This is a genomic window from Paenarthrobacter nitroguajacolicus (assembly GCF_007786235.1).
GTDB classification, from domain to species: Bacteria; Actinomycetota; Actinomycetes; order Actinomycetales; family Micrococcaceae; genus Arthrobacter; species Arthrobacter nitroguajacolicus_A.
In genome coordinates, this window is sequence record NZ_VNFK01000007.1 from 161,749 (window position 1) to 184,305 (window position 22,557).

19 protein-coding genes are annotated in these 22,557 nt (G+C 63.9%); 14 read left to right on the plus strand and 5 right to left on the minus strand.

Going from position 1 to position 22,557, the window contains the following annotated elements; all coding sequences use genetic code 11:
* The first annotated feature begins 28 nt into the window (after positions 1-28).
* Genes FQP90_RS11570 through FQP90_RS11590 form a run of 5 tightly spaced genes read left to right on the plus strand, consistent with a single transcriptional unit; the run spans position 29 to position 7,394 of the window.
* Complete coding sequence (locus FQP90_RS11570; RefSeq protein WP_144650316.1) at positions 29-1,360, plus strand: MFS transporter; 1,332 nt, start codon at positions 29-31, stop codon at positions 1,358-1,360.
* A complete protein-coding gene (locus FQP90_RS11575) occupies positions 1,357-2,979 on the plus strand; it encodes a thiamine pyrophosphate-dependent enzyme (RefSeq protein ID WP_144650318.1) in 1,623 nt (540 codons plus the stop codon). Before FQP90_RS11570 ends, FQP90_RS11575 begins: the two co-directional genes overlap by 4 nt.
* Positions 2,980-2,992: 13 nt before the next feature.
* Positions 2,993-4,399 carry a gamma-aminobutyraldehyde dehydrogenase gene (locus tag FQP90_RS11580; RefSeq protein ID WP_144650320.1) on the plus strand — a complete coding sequence of 469 codons (1,407 nt, stop codon included), beginning with the start codon at positions 2,993-2,995 and terminating at the stop codon, positions 4,397-4,399.
* Positions 4,400-4,407: 8 nt separating this feature from the next.
* Positions 4,408-6,129 (plus strand): amidohydrolase, encoded by a 1,722-nt coding sequence (locus FQP90_RS11585; protein WP_144650322.1) that lies wholly within the window; start codon positions 4,408-4,410, stop codon positions 6,127-6,129.
* An 8-nt stretch (positions 6,130-6,137) separates the two neighbouring features.
* On the plus strand, positions 6,138-7,394 hold the full coding sequence (locus FQP90_RS11590) for a M20 family metallo-hydrolase (RefSeq protein WP_144650324.1): 1,257 nt from the start codon (positions 6,138-6,140) through the stop codon (positions 7,392-7,394).
* On the opposite strand, the gene FQP90_RS11595 is transcribed toward FQP90_RS11590, so the two are convergent.
* Positions 7,391-8,086, minus strand: coding sequence for a hypothetical protein (locus FQP90_RS11595; protein WP_306439406.1), 696 nt, complete (start codon positions 8,084-8,086; stop codon positions 7,391-7,393). The genes FQP90_RS11590 and FQP90_RS11595 overlap by 4 nt on opposite strands.
* A 128-nt stretch (positions 8,087-8,214) precedes the next feature.
* On the opposite strand from FQP90_RS11595, the gene FQP90_RS11600 reads away from it, so the two are divergent.
* Positions 8,215-8,808, plus strand: coding sequence for a YdeI/OmpD-associated family protein (locus tag FQP90_RS11600; RefSeq protein WP_144650328.1), 594 nt, complete (start codon positions 8,215-8,217; stop codon positions 8,806-8,808).
* 38 nt (positions 8,809-8,846) lie between these two features.
* Here the strand turns inward: FQP90_RS11600 and FQP90_RS11605 are convergent, their stop codons facing one another.
* Positions 8,847-10,043, minus strand: coding sequence for a glycoside hydrolase family 76 protein (locus FQP90_RS11605; protein WP_144650330.1), 1,197 nt, complete (start codon positions 10,041-10,043; stop codon positions 8,847-8,849).
* Between the two features lie 91 nt (positions 10,044-10,134).
* On the opposite strand from FQP90_RS11605, the gene FQP90_RS11610 reads away from it, so the two are divergent.
* Complete coding sequence (locus FQP90_RS11610; protein WP_144650332.1) at positions 10,135-10,923, plus strand: SDR family NAD(P)-dependent oxidoreductase; 789 nt, start codon at positions 10,135-10,137, stop codon at positions 10,921-10,923.
* On the plus strand, positions 10,923-12,194 hold the full coding sequence (locus FQP90_RS11615; RefSeq protein ID WP_144650414.1) for an acyl-CoA dehydrogenase family protein: 1,272 nt from the start codon (positions 10,923-10,925) through the stop codon (positions 12,192-12,194). The genes FQP90_RS11610 and FQP90_RS11615 overlap by 1 nt, the downstream gene beginning before the upstream one ends.
* 24 nt (positions 12,195-12,218) lie before the next feature.
* Here FQP90_RS11615 and FQP90_RS11620 read toward each other — a convergent pair whose 3' ends face one another.
* The 3 genes from FQP90_RS11620 to FQP90_RS11630 all read right to left on the minus strand — a co-directional run bounded on the left by FQP90_RS11620 (position 12,219) and on the right by FQP90_RS11630 (position 15,438).
* On the minus strand, positions 12,219-13,046 hold the full coding sequence (locus FQP90_RS11620; protein ID WP_144650334.1) for a DUF1684 domain-containing protein: 828 nt from the start codon (positions 13,044-13,046) through the stop codon (positions 12,219-12,221).
* Positions 13,047-13,290: 244 nt separating this feature from the next.
* The gene (locus tag FQP90_RS23290) at positions 13,291-14,571 is read right to left on the minus strand and encodes an Ig-like domain-containing protein (RefSeq protein WP_167510461.1); all 1,281 of its coding nucleotides are present in this window, start codon (positions 14,569-14,571) and stop codon (positions 13,291-13,293) included.
* A 96-nt stretch (positions 14,572-14,667) separates the two neighbouring features.
* Positions 14,668-15,438, minus strand: coding sequence for a hypothetical protein (locus FQP90_RS11630; protein ID WP_144650338.1), 771 nt, complete (start codon positions 15,436-15,438; stop codon positions 14,668-14,670).
* A 150-nt stretch (positions 15,439-15,588) separates the two neighbouring features.
* On the opposite strand from FQP90_RS11630, the gene FQP90_RS23765 reads away from it, so the two are divergent.
* From FQP90_RS23765 to FQP90_RS11660, 6 genes are all read left to right on the plus strand, one after another.
* Positions 15,589-17,139 carry a sigma-70 family RNA polymerase sigma factor gene (locus FQP90_RS23765; RefSeq protein ID WP_280115966.1) on the plus strand — a complete coding sequence of 517 codons (1,551 nt, stop codon included), beginning with the start codon at positions 15,589-15,591 and terminating at the stop codon, positions 17,137-17,139.
* 172 nt (positions 17,140-17,311) lie between these two features.
* Positions 17,312-18,235, plus strand: coding sequence for an ATP-grasp domain-containing protein (locus FQP90_RS11640; protein WP_144650340.1), 924 nt, complete (start codon positions 17,312-17,314; stop codon positions 18,233-18,235).
* A gap of 50 nt (positions 18,236-18,285) precedes the next feature.
* Positions 18,286-18,843 carry a glycosyltransferase gene (locus tag FQP90_RS11645; RefSeq protein WP_144650341.1) on the plus strand — a complete coding sequence of 186 codons (558 nt, stop codon included), beginning with the start codon at positions 18,286-18,288 and terminating at the stop codon, positions 18,841-18,843.
* Positions 18,844-18,898: 55 nt separating this feature from the next.
* The gene (locus FQP90_RS11650; RefSeq protein ID WP_144650342.1) at positions 18,899-19,219 is read left to right on the plus strand and encodes a hypothetical protein; all 321 of its coding nucleotides are present in this window, start codon (positions 18,899-18,901) and stop codon (positions 19,217-19,219) included.
* A 117-nt stretch (positions 19,220-19,336) separates the two neighbouring features.
* Entirely contained in the window at positions 19,337-22,135 is a 2,799-nt protein-coding gene (gene ppc / locus FQP90_RS11655) for a phosphoenolpyruvate carboxylase (protein WP_144650344.1), read from the plus strand.
* Positions 22,136-22,241: 106 nt separating this feature from the next.
* Positions 22,242-22,547, plus strand: coding sequence for a hypothetical protein (locus FQP90_RS11660; protein WP_144650346.1), 306 nt, complete (start codon positions 22,242-22,244; stop codon positions 22,545-22,547).
* Positions 22,548-22,557: the final 10 nt, after the last annotated feature.

Below are 22,557 nucleotides of genomic sequence, written 5' to 3' on the forward strand. Positions count from 1 at the left end.
CGGTCCCGTTCGCACTCATGGAGCAACAATGGCAAGCACGGTCAGCGGAGCCACGGACACCAGTCCCACGGCAGTACGCGTCGTCGATGAAAGCGTTACCAAGAAGGTGGCCCTGGCCGCCCTGGTGGGCACTGCGCTGGAATGGTACGACTTCTTCCTTTTCACCACAGCCGCTGCGCTGGTGTTCAACGCACAGTTCTTCGTCTCCCAGGACCCCTTCGTGGCGGCCATGGGATCCTTCGCAACACTCGCGGTAGGCTTCGTGGCCCGACCGATCGGTGGCTTCATCTTCGGCGCCCTCGGAGACAAGGTGGGCCGCAAGAAGATCCTCATGGTCACCATCGTGGGCATCGGCATTGTCACCGGTCTCATCGGCTTGCTGCCGAACTACATGACCATCGGCTTGGCCGCCCCCATCCTCCTGGTGGCGCTGCGCATCGTCCAGGGACTCGCCGTCGGCGGTGAGTGGAGCGGCGCGGTGATCATCGCCGTCGAGAATGCTCCGGTGGAAAAGCGCGCACGCTACGCCGCCCTGCCGCAGATCGGTTCCCCGATCGGCACCATCCTCTCCTCCGGTGGCTTCTTCGGCATGCTGTTCCTGGTAGGACAGACCAACTTTGACGCTTGGGGCTGGCGCATCCCGTTCATCGCCGCCATCCCGTTGCTGGCCATCTCGCTGTGGATCCGCAGCCGCCTCAGCGAATCCCCCGAATTCGAAGCCCTGATGGAATCCGGCGAGACGGAGCACGCTCCCATCCGCGGCGTGCTGAAGAACAGCTGGCGGCAAATCCTGGTGGGCATGTGCTCGGCGTTGCTCGGCATTGGTGGCTTCTACCTCATCACCAGCTTCGTGGTCTTCTACGGCACCAAGGTCCTGAAGTTGCCCTCTGAACTCCTGCTCCTGGGCACCCTGCTTGCTGCGGCACTTGAGATCGCCGCACTGATCTGGGCAGGCCGCCTGGGCGAGAAGTACGGCGCCAGCAAGGTCATCCTGTGGGGCGGCGTGGCCTCGGCCATCATTGCGATCCCCGTCTTCCTGGCCATCGACAGCCGCAACCCCGTCCTGGTTGTCCTCGCCATGATGATCGGCGTCGCTGTCCTCTCCATCCCTTACGCCGTCTCCGGAACCGCGCTGACTGCGCTGTTCGCCACGAAGGTCCGCTACACCGGCGTCGCCATCACCTCCAACACTGCAGGCGTCATCTCAGGCTTCGTGCCGCTGATCGCCACCGCCCTGGTAGCCGCCAACAACTCCTTCTGGCCTGGAGCGATCATCCTCCTGGTCGTGTCCGCACTGACTGCGCTCTCCGGCCTGTTCCTCCCCGCCCTTTCCATCGAAGAAGAAGGAATGAAGCATTGAGCACAACCACCGCCGGCCACCTGATTGTTGGCCAACTCGAACGGGCAGGCGTCCAACGCGTCTACACCGTGCCGGGCGAGAGCTTCCTGGACGTCCTTGACGGACTGCACGGCTCGCCGATCCGGAACGTGGTGGCCCGGCAGGAGGGCGGTGCCGGGTTCATGGCACTGGCCGAAGGCCGCCTGACCGAGCTTCCTGGCATCGCCATGGTGACCCGTGGTCCGGGTGCTGCCAATGCCTTCATTGCCATCCATACCGCCCACCAGGACGCCACACCGCTGATCCTGTTCGTCGGCCTGATCCCGGTGGCTGATCGTGGCCGCGAGTCGTTCCAGGAGTTCGACATCAATGCTTGGTTCGGCAGCACAGCCAAGAAGGTAGTGACCCTCGACGACGCCGCTTCCGCCGCCCGCGTGGTGGACGACGCGATCTTCACCGCCCTCAGCGGACGCCCCGGACCCGTGGTGATCGGCCTGCCGGAGGATGTTCTGGTGCACGTCGTTGAGGACGCCACTGTGGAACCTCGTACGGTTGCCCGTCCCGAGCCCGCCGCGGCCGACCTCTCCGGCCTCACCCAAAAGTTGGAGAAGGCGCGCAAGCCGCTGGTCGTCGTCGGCGGTGAAGGCTGGACGCAGGAGTCCGGCGAGCAGCTGGCCGCGTGGGCGAGCCGCAACAGCGTCCCGGTGGTGGCCGACTTCCGCGCTTACGACGCCGTCCCGCACCGCAGCGACGCCTACGCCGGCTATCTGGGCTACGGCCGCAGCGACGCCAACGCCCAGCGCCTGGACGACGCCGATTTGCTGATCTTTGTTGGCTGCGTCCGCGGCGACGTCCTGTCCGACGGCTACAAGCGCGGGCTCGACGCCGAGACCGTAATAGTCAACGCCGATGCCAACCTCCTGGGCCACTTCGGCCGCGTGGACCAGCACATCATCGCGGACGTCAGCGCCTTCGCCGCTGTGCTGGCTTCATTTCCTGCGGCCGGCGAGCGCGAGGACGGCTGGTTCGCCAGCGCCCGCGCCGATCAGCTCACGTTCTCCACGCCGCGGCCCGACGGCGGCATTGGCGTCGACTTGGGTGTCGCCATGGAGGTCCTCAAGAAGGAAATGGACCCCGACACCGTCCTGACGTTCGGTGCCGGAAACCATGCGATCTGGCCCGCTCGTTACCTGGACCACAACTCCGCCAACTCCCTGGCCGCTCCGCGTAACGGGGCCATGGGCATGGGCATCCCGGCGGCCGTAGCGGCGTCGCTGGCATACCCCGGCCGGCAGGTCATTTCCGTGGCCGGTGATGGCTGCTTCATGATGAACGGCCAGGAGATCGCCACGGCTATGGGCTACGGCGCCAAGTTCATCGTCCTGGTAGTGGACAACGGCATTTTCGCCACCATCCGCGAACATCAGGAAGCGCACTACCCGGACCGACCGTCCGGCACGCACATGACCAACCCGGACTTCGCGGCACTCGCCCGCTCCTACGGCGGCTACGGCGAGCGCGTGGACCGCACGGAAGACTTCGCTGCCGCGTTCCGCCGCGCCGTCGATTCCGGCCTCCCGGCCCTCTTGCATTTGCCGCAGGACCCCACCACGCGTTCCCCCAAGACTTCAACAAACTGACCGGAGCCTCACCGTGATCCAGCTTCAGAACATCATCAACGGCGAGTCCGTGGACGACGCGGCCAGCCTGCCGTTCTTCGACCCCGCCACGGGCCAGCAAATCGGCACGGCGCCGGACAGTGGCGCCGCCGCCGTCGACTCCGCCTTCCAAGCCGCCGCCGCGGCTTTCAAGAGTTACAAGCGCACGACGCCGGGAACGCGCCAGTCGCTGCTGTTGCAGTTGGCGGACCTCATTGAGGCGAATGCCGATCGTCTCCTCGAGGCAGAGGTTGCCTGCACGGGCAAGCCAGCAGCCCTTACCAAGGAGCTCGAAATCCTGCGCGGCGCGGACCAACTGCGTTTCTTCGCCGGGGCCTGCCGGGTTGTTTCCGGCACGGCCCAGACAGAGTACGTTGAGGGCTTCTCATCCACCATCCGGCGGGAACCCATTGGGGTGGTCGCCCAGATCACGCCGTGGAACTACCCGTTCATGATGGCCATCTGGAAGATCGGTCCCGCCCTCGCAGCGGGCAACACCCTGGTCCTCAAGCCCGCCGACACCACACCCTGGTCCACCGTGGTCCTGGGGGAACTGGCCCAGCAGGTGTACCCGGCCGGCGTGGTGAACGTGGTCTGCGGTGGTCGGGAAGCCGGCGCTGCGATGGTGGAGCACGACATCCCGGAGATGGTTTCCATCACCGGTTCCACCCGGGCCGGTGCCCAGGTCATGTCGGCGGCTTCCAAGACCCTGAAGGACGTCCATTTGGAGCTCGGTGGCAAAGCGCCCGCCGTGGTGTTTGCCGACGTCGACATCCGGCGGACCGCGGGCGAAATCGCCCTTGCTGCCTTCTTCAATGCCGGGCAGGACTGCACGGCGGTGACCCGGGTGCTGGTCCACCAGGACATCCACACCGAGTTCGCGGCGGCTCTGGCCGACGCCGCTTCCGCCCTGAAGGTAGGGGGCGACGATGCCGACCTTGGTCCGCTCAACAGCGCTGCCCAGTTGGAGCGCGTGGAGGGCTTCATGTCCCGGCTGCCTGCCAACGCCCGTGTCCTGTCCGGTGGCAAGCGCACTGGCACGGGCTTCCACTTCGAGCCGACGGTCATCGATGGCGTGTTCCAGACGGACGAAGTGGTGTGCGATGAAATCTTCGGCCCCGTGCTGACGGTCCAGCCGTTCGCCACCGAGGACGAAGCCATTGAACTGGCCAACGGCACCAAGTACGCCCTGGCATCCAGCGTGTGGTCCGAGAATCACGGTGTGGTGACCCGCGTGTCCAACGAGCTCGATTTCGGTGCCGTATGGATCAACTGCCACCAGGTGATTCCGGCCGAAGCGCCCCACGGCGGATTCAAGCACTCCGGAACCGGCAAGGATCTCTCCGTGTACGGCCTCGAGGACTACACGCGCATCAAGTCCGTCACCACTTCGCACCGCTAGAACCTGACATGAAACTCGATCTCCTCCTGCGGAACGCAGGCATCATCACCATGGACCCGTCGCGCCCGGTGGCCAGTTCGCTGGGCATCTGGCAAGGGCGCATCGTGGGCCTCGACGAGGACGTCGCCGGGCTGGATGCCCGTGAGGTTTTGGACCTCGGCGGCGCCACGGTAACGCCAGGCTTCATCGACGCCCATTGCCACACCACGTGGTTCGGGCTGGGCCTGGCGGAACTGGACGTCTCCGGCGCCCGCGGTCTGGAGGAGCTGTATGGGCTTCTCCGCGGTGCTGTGACTCGCGGCGGGGCCGACCGCGGGGCGTGGCTTTTCGCCACCGGCTTCAGCCAGACCCAGCACGGCGGTTCCTTCCCGGACATCGCCGAGCTGGACCGCATCACGGGGGAGCGGCCGCTGTTCATGCGGCACAACTCCGGGCACATGGCTGTGGTCAACACAGCCGCGTTGCGGCTGGCAGGTGCCGAGTCGCCGTCGTTCCCCGATCCCGACGGCGGAGCGATCGTCCGCGATGCAGCTGGACGTCCCACGGGACTCGTCCAGGAGACGGCCCAGGAACTGATCCAGCAGCTGATCCTGCCGTATTCGCTGGAGGACATCGAGGCCGCCCTCGAACGGGCAACGCTGTACTACGCGTCCGAAGGCATCACGAGCTTCACCGAGGCCGGCGTGGGTGGCGGGTGGATCGGGCACAGCCCGGCCGAGCTCGCCGCCTACCAAGGCGCCGCGGCGCACGGACGGCTCCACGCCCGGGCACAGGTGATGCCGGTGCTGGACGTGCTGCACGGACTCAACGGGCATGCCTCCGACAGTGTTGGCGCGGCCCCGGCCGGGCTGGACCTTGGCATCACCAGCGGTTTCGGAAACGAGTACCTGTCCCTTGGTCCCGCGAAGGTCTTCCTTGACGGCTCGCTACTTGGCGAAACCGCGGCCGTGAGCCACGAGTTCTGCAGTCACGGGCACAAGGACAACCGCGGCAACATTGGCTACTTCCAAGCAGACCCCGCCCAACTGCGGGAACGCATTGAGGCCGCCTACGCCGCCGGGTGGTCCATCGCGGCGCACGCCATCGGGGACCGGGCCATCGACCTCGCCGTGGACATCATCACGGACTGCCAAGCTGTGTACGGGCCGCGTCGGGTGCCCAACAGGATCGAACACGCCTCCATGACGCGCCCCGATCAACTCGCCAGGCTTGCGGACGCCGGCATCGCCGTGACACCCCAGGCAAGCTTCTTCCGGGACGGTGGGGACGGCATGACCGCTTCCCTCGGACCGGACCGCCTGCCGTGGGCGTACCGGGCAGCCAGCTTCCTGGAAGCAGGAGTGGTGCTCGCGGGAAGCTCGGACCGGCCCGTCGCGGACGGGAACGTCCTCCGCGGCATGCAAGCTTTTGTTGACCGCAAGACGGAGTCCGGGGCCGTCTTTGGCAACCCGGACGAGCGCCTCACCCCGCAGCAGGCACTTGCCGCGTACACCAGCGCGGCCGCCGCAGCCACCGGATCCCTTGCGGAGAAGGGCACGCTGTCACCGGGCAAGCTCGCCGATTTCGTTGTCCTGTCCGCCTCACCGCTGACCGTACCGGCCATCAGCCAACTGCGGGTCCTGGCCACCGCCGTCGGAGGCCGTTTCACCCATCAATCAACCGACTTCAACGCTGAACTTTCCAAAGAAAGTCCGTTCGCGGGCCGTGTTTCAGCGACACAGAGCTCATAGGGGAGACCATGACAACCACCACACGTTTCACCGCCCAGGACACCGCCTTCGTGCAGGACTTCCACACCATGAGCGCCTTCGGTGCCACCGAAAACGGAGGCGTGGACCGCCAGGCCGCCACCATTCCCGACGGCGAACAGCGCCGCTGGCTCTCGGGCCTCCTCGAGGAGCACGGCTTCACGGTGAAGTTCGACCACGCAGGCAACCAGTGGGGCCTCTACGAGGCCGTGCCCGGTGCGCCCTTCGTGGTGGTCGGCTCCCACATGGATTCACAGCCGACGGCGGGACGATACGACGGCGCGTACGGCGTCCTCGCCGCTGCCCACGCCGCGTTCCGCCTGGCAGCGCGCTGGGAAGCCGGCGCCACGGCACCCACGTTCAACCTCGCCGTCGTCAACTGGTTCAACGAAGAAGGCAGCCGCTTCAAGCCGTCCATGATGGGCTCGTCCGTGTACACCGGCAAACTGGACCTGGAGGATGCGCTCGACACCAAGGACGCCGCCGGAATTTCCGTGCGGGACGCGCTGGACGCGATCGGTTGCCGCGGAACGTTTGAAGGGCCGGAGGCGGCCTACTGCGCCGAAATCCACATCGAGCAGGGACGCAGCTTGGAGCGTGAGGGCGTTACCATCGGCCTGGTCAGCTCCAACTGGGCAGCGAACAAGTATGAGTTCGTGGTCCACGGCGAGCAGGCACACACCGGGTCCACGGTGATCGCTGACCGCAAGGACGCCCTCCTCGGCGCCTCGATGCTGGTGGTCGCGGCACGTGAACTCGCCGACCGCTTCCCGGGCGTCCTGCACACCTCGGTGGGGCAGCTCAACGTGTACCCCAACTCACCCGTGGTGGTCCCTTCCCGCGTGAACCTGCTGCTGGATCTGCGCAGCGCCGACGAAGCAGTCCTGGCCGAGGCCGATGCACTGCTGCACGCCCGCATCACGGAGATCGAACGGCTCGCCAACGTGTCCGTTGAAAAGAACCACTCACATTCCTGGGCCGTCACGCCGTACCAGCCGGAAGGGGTGGAACTCGCGGCCAAGGTCGCCGCCGACCTGGGGCTGTCCAACAAGGAAGTCATGACCCTCGCCGGGCACGACTCCACCAACATGAAGGACCTGGTCCCCACTGTGATGCTCTTTGTACCCAGCGTGGATGGCATCTCCCACAACGAGCACGAATACACCAAGGACGAAGACATCGTCGCCGGGCTCACCATGCTCACCGAGGTGGTTGCCCGTCTATGTGACGGGGCGCTGGAAGACTAGCTTCCCGGGTTGGCCGGTGTCTGTTGTGCGGGGGCCTTCTCCACCACAATCGACGCCGGCGCCGCCCCACCCGCTGCATCAGGATTAGCGACGTACAGGACGGCCTCGCTGATCCGCGCCTCAATTTTCGCTCCGGTGAGCCGTCTCAGCACGGGTTCCAACTCGCCGTCGTACTCCAAAGCCAGGTCCCCGGACCTGGCAACGGCGCCGTGGATCACGCGCAGGATGCCGCCGTTCTTGGTGCTGAAGGTGGCTGATTCGTCGTCCGAGGTCCGCGGCCGGGCACCGATGTTACGGAGCTCCCGGGCGGAACCGTCGACGTCGGGACTCACCCAGGTGGCCACCACCATGAGGACCGGGTCGGCTCGATGCGAGGTAGCCCACGTGCCGTCTTCCGCTGCGTGGGCTTGATCGGCGAGGAACTGGAAACCGTCCTTGGCGGTCACTTGGACCGTGGTTCCGTGGGACGCTTCGGTGACGTCCGCCTGCGTGCCATCTTCCCGAGTCCGGCGGGCGAACTCCTCCAAGATCCCCACCTCCACGCCAAACACCGTTGTCCCATCCTCCGGGGAACCGTGCGCTGCGGCATGCAGCGCGAGGCGACCGGATCCGGCGTCGAACTCCCGCCAGTCGCCCTGATCCACCACCTTGACCAGGCCCAGGGCGGTGAGCACCTCGGTCCATTGCTCCATGCGTGACGTGAAATGTAGGGGGCGGGCTCGCAACATTGGTCCTCCTGGGGTGTGGCAGGGCTTCTACGTTTCAGCCTAGGCCGTGATGGTTGTTTCCCTGCAGTGCCTGTTCACAGCAGAATGGGGCCATGCCCATTGAGCTTGAGGAACTTCTTATCCACGACGGGCCCGCGTGGCGCGCGTGGTTGGCCGAACACGCTGCCGACAGTCCTGGAGTGTGGCTGATCCTGCATAAAAAGGGCGGGAACGTCACGGAGCTGGACTATGACGCCGCCTTGGACGAAGCCCTGTGTTTCGGCTGGATCGACGGCCAAGCGAGAAGCCGCGACGCCGAAAGCTACTTCCAGCGGATGACGCCGCGGGGCCGCAAGAGCATCTGGTCCGTGCGGAACGTGGGGCATATCGCCCGGCTGGAATCCGAAGGCAAGATGACCGACGCCGGGCGTGCCGCCGTCGAGGCCGCCAAAGCCGATGGCCGCTGGGAGGCTGCTTACGCCGGCCCCGCCGACTCCGTCGTTCCGGACGACCTCGCCGCGGCCATAGCTGCCGTCCCCGAAGCCCAGGCCATGTTCGACGTCCTGACCTCCCAGAACCGCTTCGCACTCATCCACCGCACCAACGGGGTCAAGCGTGCCGAGACGCGGGCGCGCAAAATCGCCGGCTTCGTGGAGATGCTTGCCCGGCACGAAACGCCGTACCCGCAGCGCAAGAAACCCAACTGACTGGCAGTAGTGGTTGTTTTGAAGCGTCATAACAACCACTACTGCGAGTTAGTTGGGGCAAGCGTCGCCGCAGCTTCCAGCGCCATCCACGCCTGAAGCTGCGTGGAAAGTTCGACGGCGGTACCCACCGGATACGTTTCCATCGCCGGCCGCAGGGGATCGAAGGAGAACACCACGGCAGGGACTCCGCGACGGACCTTACTTCCAGCCCCTGCTGTACTTCCAGCCTCTGCTTCGTGGCGTCCCGCCCAGAACGCTTCGGCTGTGCTGAGGACCAAGGACCTGGCTGTTTCCCTGGTGGTCGCGGAGAGCCGTTGGTCCCTTGCGGCCAACGCAAGATAGCGGAGCAGGATGCCGGTGAAGAGCCCGCCATCGCCGGTGCCATCGCCCCGGACGACACGCGTGCCTGGAAGCGTCAGCTCACGGGCCACGGCGTCCACCAGCTGGCCCGCCCGGCGCAGGTTGTCGTCGCCGCCGAGTTCCAGCAGCGCGCCCAGCACGGGGCCTTGGTTATAGGTGTAAACGGCGTCGTCAACCACCAACTGGCCGTTGCTGATCCGCAGACCATCCAAATACACGCCGCGTTCGGGGTGGAGGAGCTTGCTGTTGAGCCAGTTCACCAGCGATTGCGCCTGTTCACGGTGGTCAGTCCGCGCATAGTAAAGGGCCACGGGGGCAGTGGCCGGGGTGTTCTTGAAGTCCCGCTTGGTGCTCCAGAACGTTCCTCCGCCGAAGTCGTCAGTGGATGCCGAATCAAACTGCAGGGTCAGGCTCTTGCGCACATACGCATTACGACGACGGCCCGGTTTCTTGGTCTCCTCGGCCAGTTTCTCCAAGCGAAGCGTGGCGAGCGCGAGCCATGCCATGTCGTCGTAGTAATCGTTCACGAACCGGAACAGGTTGCGCAGGCGGATGGTGGTGACCAGCCTCGAAGCGAGCCGGCCCGCGCTGGGGCGGGAGCCGCCGTCGAACTTTGCTTTGCCCGCGAGTTCACGGCGGCCGGCGTCCACCAGGCAATCGACGTAGTGTGCCTGCCACCAGTAGTGCCACGGGCCGGCGAGGCGCTGGGTGGCTTTGCCCGGCAGGCTCACCGCGCCGATGTGTGTGCCGGGCAGGAAGAACAGGCGCCGGCCGAAACTACGCGTCACGGAGCGGGCTGCTTGGTTGGCGCGCTCAGCCCATTCAGTCGCGTCAGCAGTGGAGGTCGGGCGGCCGGCAGGTTCGTGGACGGGCATGGGACCAGCCTATCGGGGCTGCCGGGGTGCACTGGCTCACAATTACAGTTAACATGCATTAACGGATTTGAGTCTGCATCAAGGAGGATGAATGGACATCAAGGGCACGGTCGCGCTGGTTACCGGCGGGGCATCGGGGCTGGGGGCTGCCACCGCGAAGCGCTTGTTCGACGCAGGAGCATCGGTGGTACTGGTGGATCTGCCGCAGTCAGCGGGTGAAGACTATGCGGCGGAGCTCAACGACGGTTCGGGTTCGCGAGCGATCTTTGCACCCGCGGACGTGACCAACGAAGCGCAAGTCCAGGCCGCCGTCGATGCCGCAGTTTCGCTGGGGCCGCTCCGGATCGTGGTCAACTGCGCCGGGATCGCGACGCCGGGGAAGGTTCTTGGCCGCGACGGTGTGCTGCCCCTTGAGACCTTCAACAAGGTCATCCAGATCAACCTTGTAGGCACCTTCAACGTGGTCCGTCTTGCCGCCGCGGCCATGGTGGACAGCGAGCCGGTATCCACGGAACTGGGTGGACCCGAGCGCGGGGTCATCATCAACACCGCGTCCGTTGCAGCCTTTGAGGGGCAGATCGGGCAGCCCGCCTACGCCGCTTCCAAGGGCGCCGTTGCGGCCATGACCCTTCCGTTGGCGCGCGAATTTGCCCGTTCGCTGATCAGGGTAGCAACCATCGCGCCGGGCATCTTTGAAACACCCATGATGGCCGGACTTCCCCAAGCAGCCCAGGATTCGCTGGGCCAGCAGGTCCCGCATCCTGCCCGACTGGGACGTGCAGCCGAGTACGCCAACCTGGCCGCCCACATCGTGGAGAACGCAATGCTCAACGGGGAAACCATCCGCTTGGACGGTGCCATCCGCATGGGGGTCAAATGATGGGCGACTATAGCGGCGGGCACCTCCCGGGCGGTTCCGCAGGGCCTATCCCGGCGTCGATAGCGGACCTGCCCACCGCAGACTTTTTCGACTTCGAGTCGCTGCTCAGCGTTCAGGAGCAGCGGAAACTCAACGAACTACGGGCATTCCTTGCCTCCGAAATCGCGCCGTACGCCGGCCAATGGTGGGAGAAGGCCGAATTCCCTGAGCACATTCTCCCCAAGCTTGCGGCCCTTCGCCTCAGCGCGCCGGCGCAGCGTGGCTACACGCACCTCTTCGCTGGCCTGGTGATCGCCGAGATGACACGCGTCGATACCTCCATCGCCACCTTCTTCATGGTTCACCACGATCTCTTCGTCGAGTCGCTCTACGACTTCGGCAGCGATGCGCAACAGGACCGCTATCTGGACGACGCCTCCAACCTCCGCACCACCGGCGCCTTCGCCCTTACCGAGCCAAACCACGGTTCCGATGTTGCGGGGGGAATGGAGACCACTGCGCGTCGGGTCGAGCGGGCAGAGTCCGACGGCGGTGACTACTGGGTGATCAACGGCGCCAAGCGCTGGATCGGCAACGGGACGTTCTGCGACTACATGCTCGTCTGGGCGAAGGACGAAAGTGGCGGTGCCGTGCGTGCCTTCATTGTGGATGCTTCTTTGCCGGGCATCACGCGGACCCGGATTGAGAACAAGATTGCCCTGCGGACAGTGCAGAACGCCGACATCGTGTTCACCGACGTCCAGGTCTCGGAGGCGGATCGTTTCGCCGGCATCAGCAGCTTCGCCGACACCAACCACCTGCTGCGCGGCTCCAGGATCATGGTTGCCTGGCAGGCCGTGGGGCAGCAACTGGCAGCGTTCGATGTCGCCCGACAGTATGCCGTTGAGCGGATTCAATTCGGGAAGCCCTTGGCCAAGTTCCAGCTCATTCAGCAACACCTGGTGGATATGCTCGGCAACGCGGTGGCCAGCATGGGCATGATGGTCCGCATCGCGCAACTACAGGAAGACATCTTCTCGGACGCCCAAGGCGTGCGTCATGGGGGCGCCGACATGGCGCAGGTGGCGCTCGCCAAGGCGTATTGCAGCGCAAGGATGCGGGAGACGGTGGCCCTGGGCCGTTCCATTCTTGGCGGGAACGGAATTGTCACCGACTACCGGATCGCCAAGATTTTCGCGGACGCCGAAGCCATCTTCACCTACGAAGGCTCCTACGAGATCAACTCGCTCATTGTTGGCCGTGCAGTGACTGGAGTTTCGGCCATCGTCTAGGCCTGACGTCCCAGTGTCCAAGCGCTAGTCCTGAGGGAGCTTCTCTCCGGCCTCAACCCGCACGTCGATGGAATTGCCTCGTACGGGCATAGGGCATGTGCCGTACGGCGTGAAAGCGCTGGGATAGTTGATGGTGCGGTTGAAGTCGATCACCACGGATCCATCCGGGCGGGGGCGGGGGATGAACACTTTTCGCCACTCGTCGGTAGTGTCGCCGTTGGTCTCGTCGTGGAAGGTCACGTTGAGCGCACCCAGTTTCTCCTCTTCGGCATGGAGGCGAATCTCATGCCGGACACCTGGCACGCGGAAAACCACCTCGCCCACGGAGCGGTGGACACCATCCACCAGGGGGTTGGCCGTGCCGATGGGTACGTCTTGGGGCTCGGCGTAGGCCTCGAACCGGCCCTCGATAACCCAGTCCGGGTTGTAGTCGTACGTGGGGACACTCCTGAACTCGGTCAGCACTGGAGATCCGTTGTCCCGTGTGCGGATGGCGTACTTATCCGCGCGCATAGCTAGCTCCACCACCACCTGTTTGCCATCGGCGCCACCGTATTGCACCCACATCAGGGACTCTTCGTCGTGCAGCACTGCGCTTATGGTGCCTTCCACCGTGTTGCCGGTCTCGACGAAAGTGAGTCCGTCCTCGGCGCTCGCCGAGAGAAAAGCCGTTGTGCCATCGGTAGACCAGAGACCCGGAACAAATTCGACATCCGAGGGTTTTTCTTCCAGCCATTGGAATGAAGTCAACGTCAACCAGCCATGGTCAGCGGCGAGCGCGGCATTTCGACCGGCACGAAACCGTTCCCATCGGGCGAGTTGGGCATCGGTGGCGATGGTGGGCGAGCTCATGGTTCTCCTCGGCTGGTGTTCGCGGCGTTTGCACTGTTCTCATCTATGCACGGTGCTCAAACTATGCACCGTGCTCAACTATGCACTGTGCTCAACTATCCGCTGGACCTCGGCATTCCCAGAATCCGTGGGCTGGGGACGTGGGCGGGGGACCGGTCCGTCAGCAGGCGTGGAACGACTCGCGCTGGCCCCCAACCCATGCCAGCGCGAGCCGTGGTTTTGCCCCTCTGGTACGACCCTCCTACTACGACCGTCGCCTCACCCAACGAGCACCAACGAACGCCAGCAAGGACCCGAGGGCCAGGAATGCGGCGGCCACGAAGATGAACGCCGATCCCTGGGCGCCGGTGTTGGCCAGCTGCTCAGAGGTATCCGCCTGGGTAGGTTCCGACGGTATTTCCGTGGGCACCACATTCACAGGGCTGGTGGGTGTGGGTGTGGGTGTGGGTGTGGGGGTCGGTGTGGGTGTGGGTGTGGGTGTGGGGGTGGGGGTTGCTGTGGTGGGGGTGGGTGTGGGGGTGGGGGTTGCTGTGGTGGGGGTGGGTGTGGGCGCGGGCATGGTGGTGCCATCTCCGGTGCCGCCTGCGTCATTTCGACGAAGCTGTGCCACTACAGGGCTTTCTTTGCCTGCGATGGTCACTGTCCCACTGTTCTCGTAGACGTCCAAGGATGGGTCCGTCACCTTGGTTGCGACAAAGAGTTCCACATGCTCGCCTTCGGGGAGCCCGGTCCAGCTGACAGTGAGCTCCTGCGGGGTGCAGTCGATGGTCGCTGGGTACAGGTTGTTGTCATAGGGCTCAACAACGTTGCCGGTGCTGCTCACGTTCTTCCCAACGCGCGGCGTAACCCTGTTGCAGTCCATTTCCAGGCCGGGTGCGGGAGTATCGGTAACCACAACGTCGTTGGTTTCCGAGGCCATGGGGGGCATGGAGAATATCGATTCGAGCTCGGTCTGGGAGGAATCAATCCATCGCATTGACTTGCCGGCTGAGGTTGGCACGCCAGGGCCGCAGTCTCCGGTGCACGGCTCGATGACCACGGGGACCCGAACCACGCTGGATCCCACCGTGAAGGTCAGTTCCTTCGTTTCACCGGGTCCAGGCTCCAATGAGTACTGAGTGCTGAATGAACATGTCCCACCAACGTTGAGCGGATGCGAGACCACGAAATCGGTCAAGGTGAACACCACCAGGCCTGCGTCGTTTGCCACCGCCGTGGCAACCGTCTCGCCGTCGGGGTTGTCCAGATTGAAAGAAGTAGCTCCGAACCAGCGCAGTTCGGACGGGAGCTGGATGCTGAAAGTGTCACCGGGTTGTGAATTGTCCGGGACGGACCATTCACAGGTCAGGTCCATTTGGTCCCATTGACTCGACACCACTGATTCCGTGCTGATGGTGATTTCCGCCTCCGTCAGGTTTGCGGCTTTGGCCGGCAACGCCCACATGCACACTCCCAGGAGGGTCAAGGCAGCGGCCAAGAGCGCGGCCACCCTCGACAAGGTTTTTAGATGGATCTGGTAGTTCATGAGATGGATGGTCCCTAACGTCCTCGGTGAAGTGTTCCGTCGGATGTTGAGTGTTCGTACCAACGGGTTCATGACGCCATCAGGTTGCCGTCCGGCCTATTTTGTTTCGCAGGAGGAGTCTTGGGCCGCTGCTGCAGGGGTGGCAGGCAATGACGCAGCCGCCGCGGAAAGCGGGTAAAACTTCATGTGCGCAGGACTCAGCGCACCGTCGCCCAGAGCTTCCATGGCGGCTTTGCACTTCACCAGTCGGGAAAGGTTGCTCTCGCTGAGGGGGAACAGAACATGGATGGCGGAGTTTTGGTACATGGCCGTTGCGCCGGTTCCACCTAGTTGCCCTTGGACCGTTTCCCCCATGCGGGCCAACAGTGTCCAGCAATGGCTGCGGCTGTCACGGGGTTGGGGTACGGAAATGACGGCCAGCGCGTGCCGCCCAAGGCACTCCGACCCAAACATTGACACTTCGTGGATCCGACGCTGGAAGTGGGCCTGGGTTGCAAGCCCGGTGTAGACATCCGTGCAAGAGATGGGAGGTGCCGTTTCCGCGACTTCTGCCCACCCTTCTGCCAACGACTGGAGGGCATCGACATCCGGGGTTTGCCCTGCGGCGGCGAACAGGGCTCGTAGGTCGGTCATCGTTTCACTGATGCTGACGCCATTCCTGGCGCGGGCGGCGCCCAGGGACTTCGCCGTCGCCCCCGGAATCATTGCGCGGGTTGCCAGTGACGTCACAACTGTCCGGACTTCGGGCAGGAACCAATCGGCGCGGAACCGCCAACCTGTCTCATAACTCGTGGTCTGCCATCTACGCAGCAGAAGGTGCCGCGAGAACGTGCATTCAGCGAATGAATTTGTCCGGAACGATGTCATATCCGAACAGTGCGCGGAGTGGCCATTTCGTGACGTGGTTGGTCCGGGGATTCGTTGCTAAAGACACTGTACAAAATCGCGTCACGACTGGCCGCCCCGAGTCACTTCATTAACATGGGCAGGTTTCTTTACGGTTTGGGGGTGCCATAGATGGCACAGCGGTCGCATGCGAGCAGCAGCAACGTGGACGTCGATAGCGACGGTCACCTTATAGATTTGGTCCGCGGCGGGGATATGTCCGCATTTGACGACCTCTATGAACGCCACCTCTCCATTGCCTCCACCGTCGCCCGGCGCAACGTGGACAACCCCAGTGATGCTGAGGACGTTGTGGCCGAGGCCTTCCAGTCGGTCCTGCAAAGCCTCGTCGCGGGCAAGGGGCCGGATACCTTCTTCCGCGCTTACCTGCTGTCCACTGTCACGAGGTTGTCCCACCAACGGAATCGCAAGGCTGGCAGGGTCCTCCCCAGCGGTGACGAATCTGTTCTTGACCAAACGTTGACCGATTCGGACGCCGCCGTCAGCGCTTTTGAGTCGCGGACGGTGGCCAAAGCTTTCCGCTCCCTGCCGGAACGTTGGCAGGCAGTGCTGTGGTATTTAGACGTTGAACGGATGAAGCCGGCCGTTGTGGCGCCAATCCTCGGGCTCTCTCCCAATGCGGTTTCGGCGCTCGCTCTCCGCGCACGTGAGGGCCTGAGGCGGCAATACCTGCAATGCCACATCGCTGATCAGCCTGATGCCAGATGTGCCGAGTACGCCTCGAAGCTGGGCAACTTCATCCGAGGAGGCCTTTCCAACGCCGCGGAGCGCAAGGTTCGTGAGCACCTGCAGGGTTGTTCCCAATGCACGTCCGCGCTCGCTGAGCTAAAGGATGTTCAGGGAAGCATGAGGGCTGTACTCCTACCCCTGGTGACTGGCGTTCCCCTTGCACTGTGGGCGGGAAAAGGCGCGGGGCTGGGCGTTCTCGGCGGGATAGTCCCCGTCAAGGTGGCCATCGCTATTCCAACCCTTGCGCAGCCGGTTGTTATGGCCGTCATCGCAGCAGCCGGGGTTGGGTTGGTGTTGGGGGCCGTGGGAATCGTGGACCACCTGACTCCGGATGCCTACATGGAGCAGCCGGCAGTGGCGACGGAGGCCACGCGGCTGAAAGGGGATCCCGGGCCGGCCGATCCAACCCCGACACCATCAGTCATTCCGGCTCCGGCGCCCCCCTTTCAGTCTCCACTGCCTGTCGCGCCGGAGCCCCCAGCGCAGGAAGTTCTCCCGGAGCCGCTGGTCACTCCTTCTGCGGTTGCTCCTCCGGCTCGCACTCCAACGCCGGAGCCTTCCGCGGCGTCACCCAGGACGAGTTCGGTGGAGATCACTGCATCGGCGGAGCGGAACCGCAACCGTGACTCCGGAGACACCACTGTGGAAGTGGACTTCACAGCTTCCGGCACCCAACCCCTGAGTGGCGGCAAGGCAGTTTTCTCAGTTGGGGAGGGCTCTTGGATTGTGGAAGATTCCGTTAGCGCCCCGGATGGGTGGACATGCAGCGTGGAAAGCCACAAAGTTGTCATTTGCGCTACCAAATCGGTGCAGCGAGATGATCTTCACTTCCGCGTCACAACAGACTCCAAGCGGAAGCGGGACGTCCGTGTCCTGACGTATTCCCTGAACGGCGCCTACATAGCCCCGAACAAGTTTTCATATACCTATTGACCCGAACCAGCGAGTATCCACCTCGAATCAGTGAGCAGGATGGCGTCACGAAGCTCATCATCGGTGCACTCATCCATGGACGCTGCACGAACGGCAGATGTGCGCACGGACCTAGGGGGGAAATGAAAGCAACGTTGGGTAGGCCGGCGCAGACTCCTGTGGGGCGGTTCTGATGGCACGAATTTTGGTGACAGGAGTTGGCGGCGCCGCCGGTTCCTCATTGGCTCGCCAACTCATGGCCAAGGGCCACTGGGTCCTGGGAGTAGACAGGCAGCGCACCCGCCCCGGGGTTGCCGATATCGTGGCCGTCGTTTCTCCCTGTCGTGCCCCCGAATATCTCTGGGAGTTGCGTGGCCTCGTGGCCAAGTATGATATTCAATTCCTCATTCCGACTGTCAGCGAGGAACTGGTATTAGCAGCCGAAGCCCGCGACGATTTCGCGCCGGGTGTGGATGTCGTGATCGCTCAACCGGCCCCTGTCCGGACGGCTAACGACAAATACCTGACCATGACCTGCCTTCAGAGCGCCGGGGTCAGTGTTCCGGCTTTCGGGCTGCCGAGTGTTCTTGGCTCTGTGCATGAAGCCATGGACACTCTGGGCGGGGCGCTGGTGGTCAAGCCCCGGATTTCACGAGACGGCCGTGGTATCCGGCTTCTGGAAAGAACGTCCGACGGCGGGGCCCGGGCCGCGCGCATCTGGGCCACCCTGGATGATTCATGGATTGTGCAGCGCTTTGCATCGGGGACCGAATATGCTTCCGCGATCCTTCGGGGCGGGTCCACCCCCGAGCCTGGGGATCTGGTTGTGGTCTTGGAAAAGACGTTGCCCCCAATGCCTCGAAGCGGTCGTTCCTACAGCATCCGAAAGCTGGACGGGATAGCAGAGCCGGATGTTGGCCGGTTGGCCACAGCCGCCGCATCCTCCTTGGGCCTGACAGGTCCTGTTGGCGTGGACATCCGGCGCATGCAGAACGGCATCCCGGTGGTGCTGGAGGTTGAGGCCCGGTTTGGGGCATACAGTGCCCATGCCCCACAGCTCGTGGACAACGTGCTGGGCCGTTACCTGCATGGCCAGCTGTTGGGGCGGTCTGCGTGACGCTGTCGGAACTCCCTGGAACTGGATGGCGCACCTGGTTTAACCGGGCTATGCCCGCGAAGGTTCGGTACTCGCTCATCGACGAGCGGCCTTTGGTATCCGTGATTGTGCCGGGCTGCAACCACGCCGAAGTCATCAATCAGTGCGTGGAGTCAGTCCTTGCAAGCCGCTACTTGCGCATGGAGATCGTTTTGGTGGACGGCGGTTCCACGGACTCTACTGCCCGTATTATGCAGGGTCTCGCCCAGCAGCACGATCGGGTGCGGTTCTTATCCGATGCTCCGGCCGGGGAGGGGGCGGCCTTGGCCCGTGGAATGGATGCTGCGCTCGGGGACATCTTGGTGGTGGTCGAAGCAGAGGCAGTCTGTGCCTCAGGAACTTTGCTTCACCTGCTTGAGGGATTCGACCATCCGAATGTGGGTGCTGTGCGCCTGCTGGACGGCACCGCCGCCTTCAGGAACGAGGCGGTCAGGGAGGTCGGCGGGTTCCCGCCGGGAACCCCGGTGAGGGTTCTTGAATTGGCGCAGCGGGTCCACAAGGCTGGTTATCGTGTTCGGTCCCGGCCCGCTGGCCACAGCATCGGCGAAGTAGTCCATACGATCACCTGAACAGTTGGTACGGGGAAGGCTGTGGTGGCCCGCTCTTGCGGAGTACCCTGACCGCATGGGGATCGATGCTGTGGTTGCTCTGGTGGTCAGTGTTGCGCTGATCCTTGGTTCGATGTGGGCGGGTATGCGCCTGCTCCAGCGAGGGGTTCCGGCGAAAGGTGCCACGGGCACACTGGGCAGCGTCTTGTCCATGATTGAGCCAGCTACCGGCGCGCCCACCAGGTTGGAGGCCGCTGCAGCCCTTGAGGAGTTGCGGCAGCGGAGGCACGAAAGTCTTTCTGCAGGTCCGGGCCCTGCAGGCGACGAGCTGTTGGGCGGGAAGGTGATCCTTCCAGGTCCTTCCGAAAGTATCCCAAAAGGTGACGCCAGAATCTGAGACGTATTGCTTGCGTTTACTTCGGTACGGGTAAGATCCCGTAGGAAACATCAGTAATCCGGCTCACAGTATCCAGCGCAGTGTACGAGCCAAACCAGATCCCGAAGGTATGTATCCATGGTTCACACTGCCCATCAAGCCGCCGATCTTGCCGCCGAACTGCGAGCCGATGTTCGCCGCGTTTCCACTCTGCTGGGCGAGTCCCTGGTACGGCAGCACGGTCCGGAGCTGCTCCAACTCGTTGAGCAGGTCCGCCTGCTGACCAAGGAATCGAAGGAAGCCGCCCGCGGCGGCGCGGATGCCACCGGACCTTGGAGCGCGCACGACGTCGTTGCCCAGGTCCGCGAGTTGCTCGCCTCGTTGCCACTTGACCAGGCGACGGACCTGGTCCGGGCCTTCGCTTTTTATTTCCACCTCAGCAACGCGGCCGAGCAAGTGCACCGCGTCCGGGGACTCCGCACTCGCCAGGAGAAGGATGGCTGGCTGGCAAAGGCTGTTTCCGAGATCGCCGGCCAAGCAGGACCGCAGGTCCTGCAGGACGTCATCAACGAACTCGATGTACGCCCCATTTTTACGGCGCACCCCACTGAAGCGTCACGTCGTTCGGTGCTCGATAAGGTTCGGAAGCTGTCCGATGTCCTCGCCGAGCCCACTGCCGAGGGGACGTCCGCGAGGCGTCGCCAAGACCGCCAGCTTGCCGAGATCATCGACCAGATGTGGCAGACGGATGAGCTTCGCCAGGTCCGGCCCACTCCCGTGGATGAGGCGCGCAACGCCATCTACTACTTGAACAGCATCCTTACCGACGCCATGCCGGAAATGCTCACCGACCTCTCAGAACTCCTCGGCGAGCACGGCGTCGCCCTGCCGGCCAGTGCTGCGCCGATTCGCTTCGGCTCGTGGATTGGTGGCGACCGTGACGGCAACCCGAATGTCACTGCGGCCGTGACCCGTGAAATCCTGCAACTCCAGAACCAGAACGCTGTTCGCATCAGCATTGCTTTGATCGACGAACTCATTTCGGTTCTCTCCAATTCCACCGCGCTGTTCGGGGCCGATCAGGAGTTGCTGGATTCGATCACCGAAGACCTCAAGAACCTTCCGGGGCTGGACAAGCGCATCCTTGAACTGAACGCGCAGGAGCCCTACAGGCTTAAGCTCACGTGCATCAAGGCCAAGCTCATCAACACAGGGCGTCGCGTTTCCGGCTCGACGTACCACCAGCCCGGACGCGACTACGCCACCACGTCCGAGTTGCTGGCAGAGTTCGGCCTGCTCGAAGCGTCGCTGCGAAACCACTCGGCTGGACTGGTGGCGGATGGCGCCCTGGCGCGGGTGCGCCGGGCTATCGCTGCGTTCGGCCTGCACTTGGCCACGCTGGACATCCGTGAGCACGCTGACTACCACCATGATGCTGTTGGGCAGTTGGTGGACAGGCTCGGCACTGAAAAGCCGTACGGTGATCTGACCCGCGAGGAGCGCTTTGAGTTCCTCGGTGCGGAGCTGGCTTCCCGCCGCCCTCTCTCAGGCCATCCGATCAAGCTCGAGGGCACTGCAGACGGGACCTACGACGTCTTCCGCAGCATTCGCCAGGCACTGCACACCTATGGGCCCGATGTCGTGGAGACCTACATCATCTCCATGACCCGAGGCGCCGACGACGTCTTGGCTGCAGCTGTCCTTGCCCGCGAGGCCGGGCTGATTGATCTCTTCGGCGCCAAGCCGCACGCCAAGATCGGCTTCGCTCCGCTGCTGGAGACTGTGGAAGAACTGCGCGCCTCGGCTGAAATCGTGGACCAATTGCTGTCCGATCCGTCGTACAGGGAACTCGTGCGTCTCCGTGGCGATGTCCAAGAGGTCATGCTCGGGTACTCCGATTCCAACAAGGAATCCGGAGTGATGACCAGTCAGTGGGAGATCCACAAGACCCAACGCAAGCTGCGTGATGTGGCCGCCAAACACGGCGTCCGGGTCCGTCTGTTCCATGGTCGCGGTGGTTCAGTGGGCCGCGGCGGTGGACCCACCTATGACGCCATCATGGCCCAGCCCAACGGCGTTCTCGAAGGTGAAATCAAGTTCACCGAACAGGGCGAAGTGATCTCGGACAAATACTCGCTCCCTGAGCTTGCCCGCGAGAATCTCGAGCTGTCCTTGGCCGCAGTCATGCAGGGTTCCGCCCTGCACCGCACCCCGCGCACCTCGGAAGACGAACGCGAGCGGTTCGCCAACGTCATGGAGACCATCTCGGACGCCGCGTTCGCCCGCTACCGTAGGCTGATCGACGATCCCGAGCTGCCTGCCTACTTCCTTGCTTCCACGCCGGTGGAACAGTTGGGATCGTTGAACATCGGATCGCGTCCCTCCAAGCGCCCGGACTCCGGCGCGGGACTTGGCGGCCTCCGCGCCATCCCGTGGGTGTTCGGCTGGACCCAGTCCCGCCAGATCGTCCCCGGTTGGTTCGGCGTGGGGTCAGGTCTGAAGGCTGCCCGCGAGGCCGGCAGCACGGATCAGTTGGTCGAAATGATGGACCGCTGGCATTTCTTCCGCTCTGTGATCTCCAATGTGGAAATGACGCTGGCGAAGACAGACATGGAGATTGCGGGACATTACGTTTCTTCGCTCGTCCCGGAAGAACTGCACCGGTTGTTCCACATGATCCGTGACGAGTACGAACTCACTGTCGCCGAAATCGAAAGGCTCACCGGCGAGACCGAATTGCTGGATGCGCAGCCTACGCTGAAGCGTTCCCTGGAAATCCGTGACCAATACCTTGACCCCATCAGCTACCTGCAGGTGGAACTTCTTCGCCGCGTTCGCGAAGAGTCGGTGTCCGGCGCCGAGATTGACGAGAGGCTCCAGCGCGCCATGCTGATTACCGTCAACGGTGTAGCTGCCGGCCTGCGCAACACCGGCTAGCAGACGCTCTCTCACATCCAGCGGGCTTTTGGCGATCCCTCTCTCATTCGGTGAGAGAGGGATCCGCCCGGGGGTGTGGGATGTGAGAGAGCGTTAGGGTAGTGGGATGCCGTCGTTCCAGACCAAGTTGAAGATCACTGGCCTCAAACCGGGCAATGCACCTGAGTCAGTCATGGCCGCAGCCGTAGAAGCCTTGGAAACCCGCCACCATGTGGAAGCCAACCAGCTGGATATCGTGGGTGGCGTCCCCCAGATCAGCCTGCGCTTCACGGTGAATGACCGCGACTACTCGGGTGAGAACGACGAAGCCCGGACGTCGGCCGCCATGATGCGTGACGCCGTCGAGCGTGTTGCGGTGACCGGAAGCCTGTACGTGTTGCGCCGCAACCGCGGGCGCTGGGCCCCGGTCTAGAAGGTCGGCG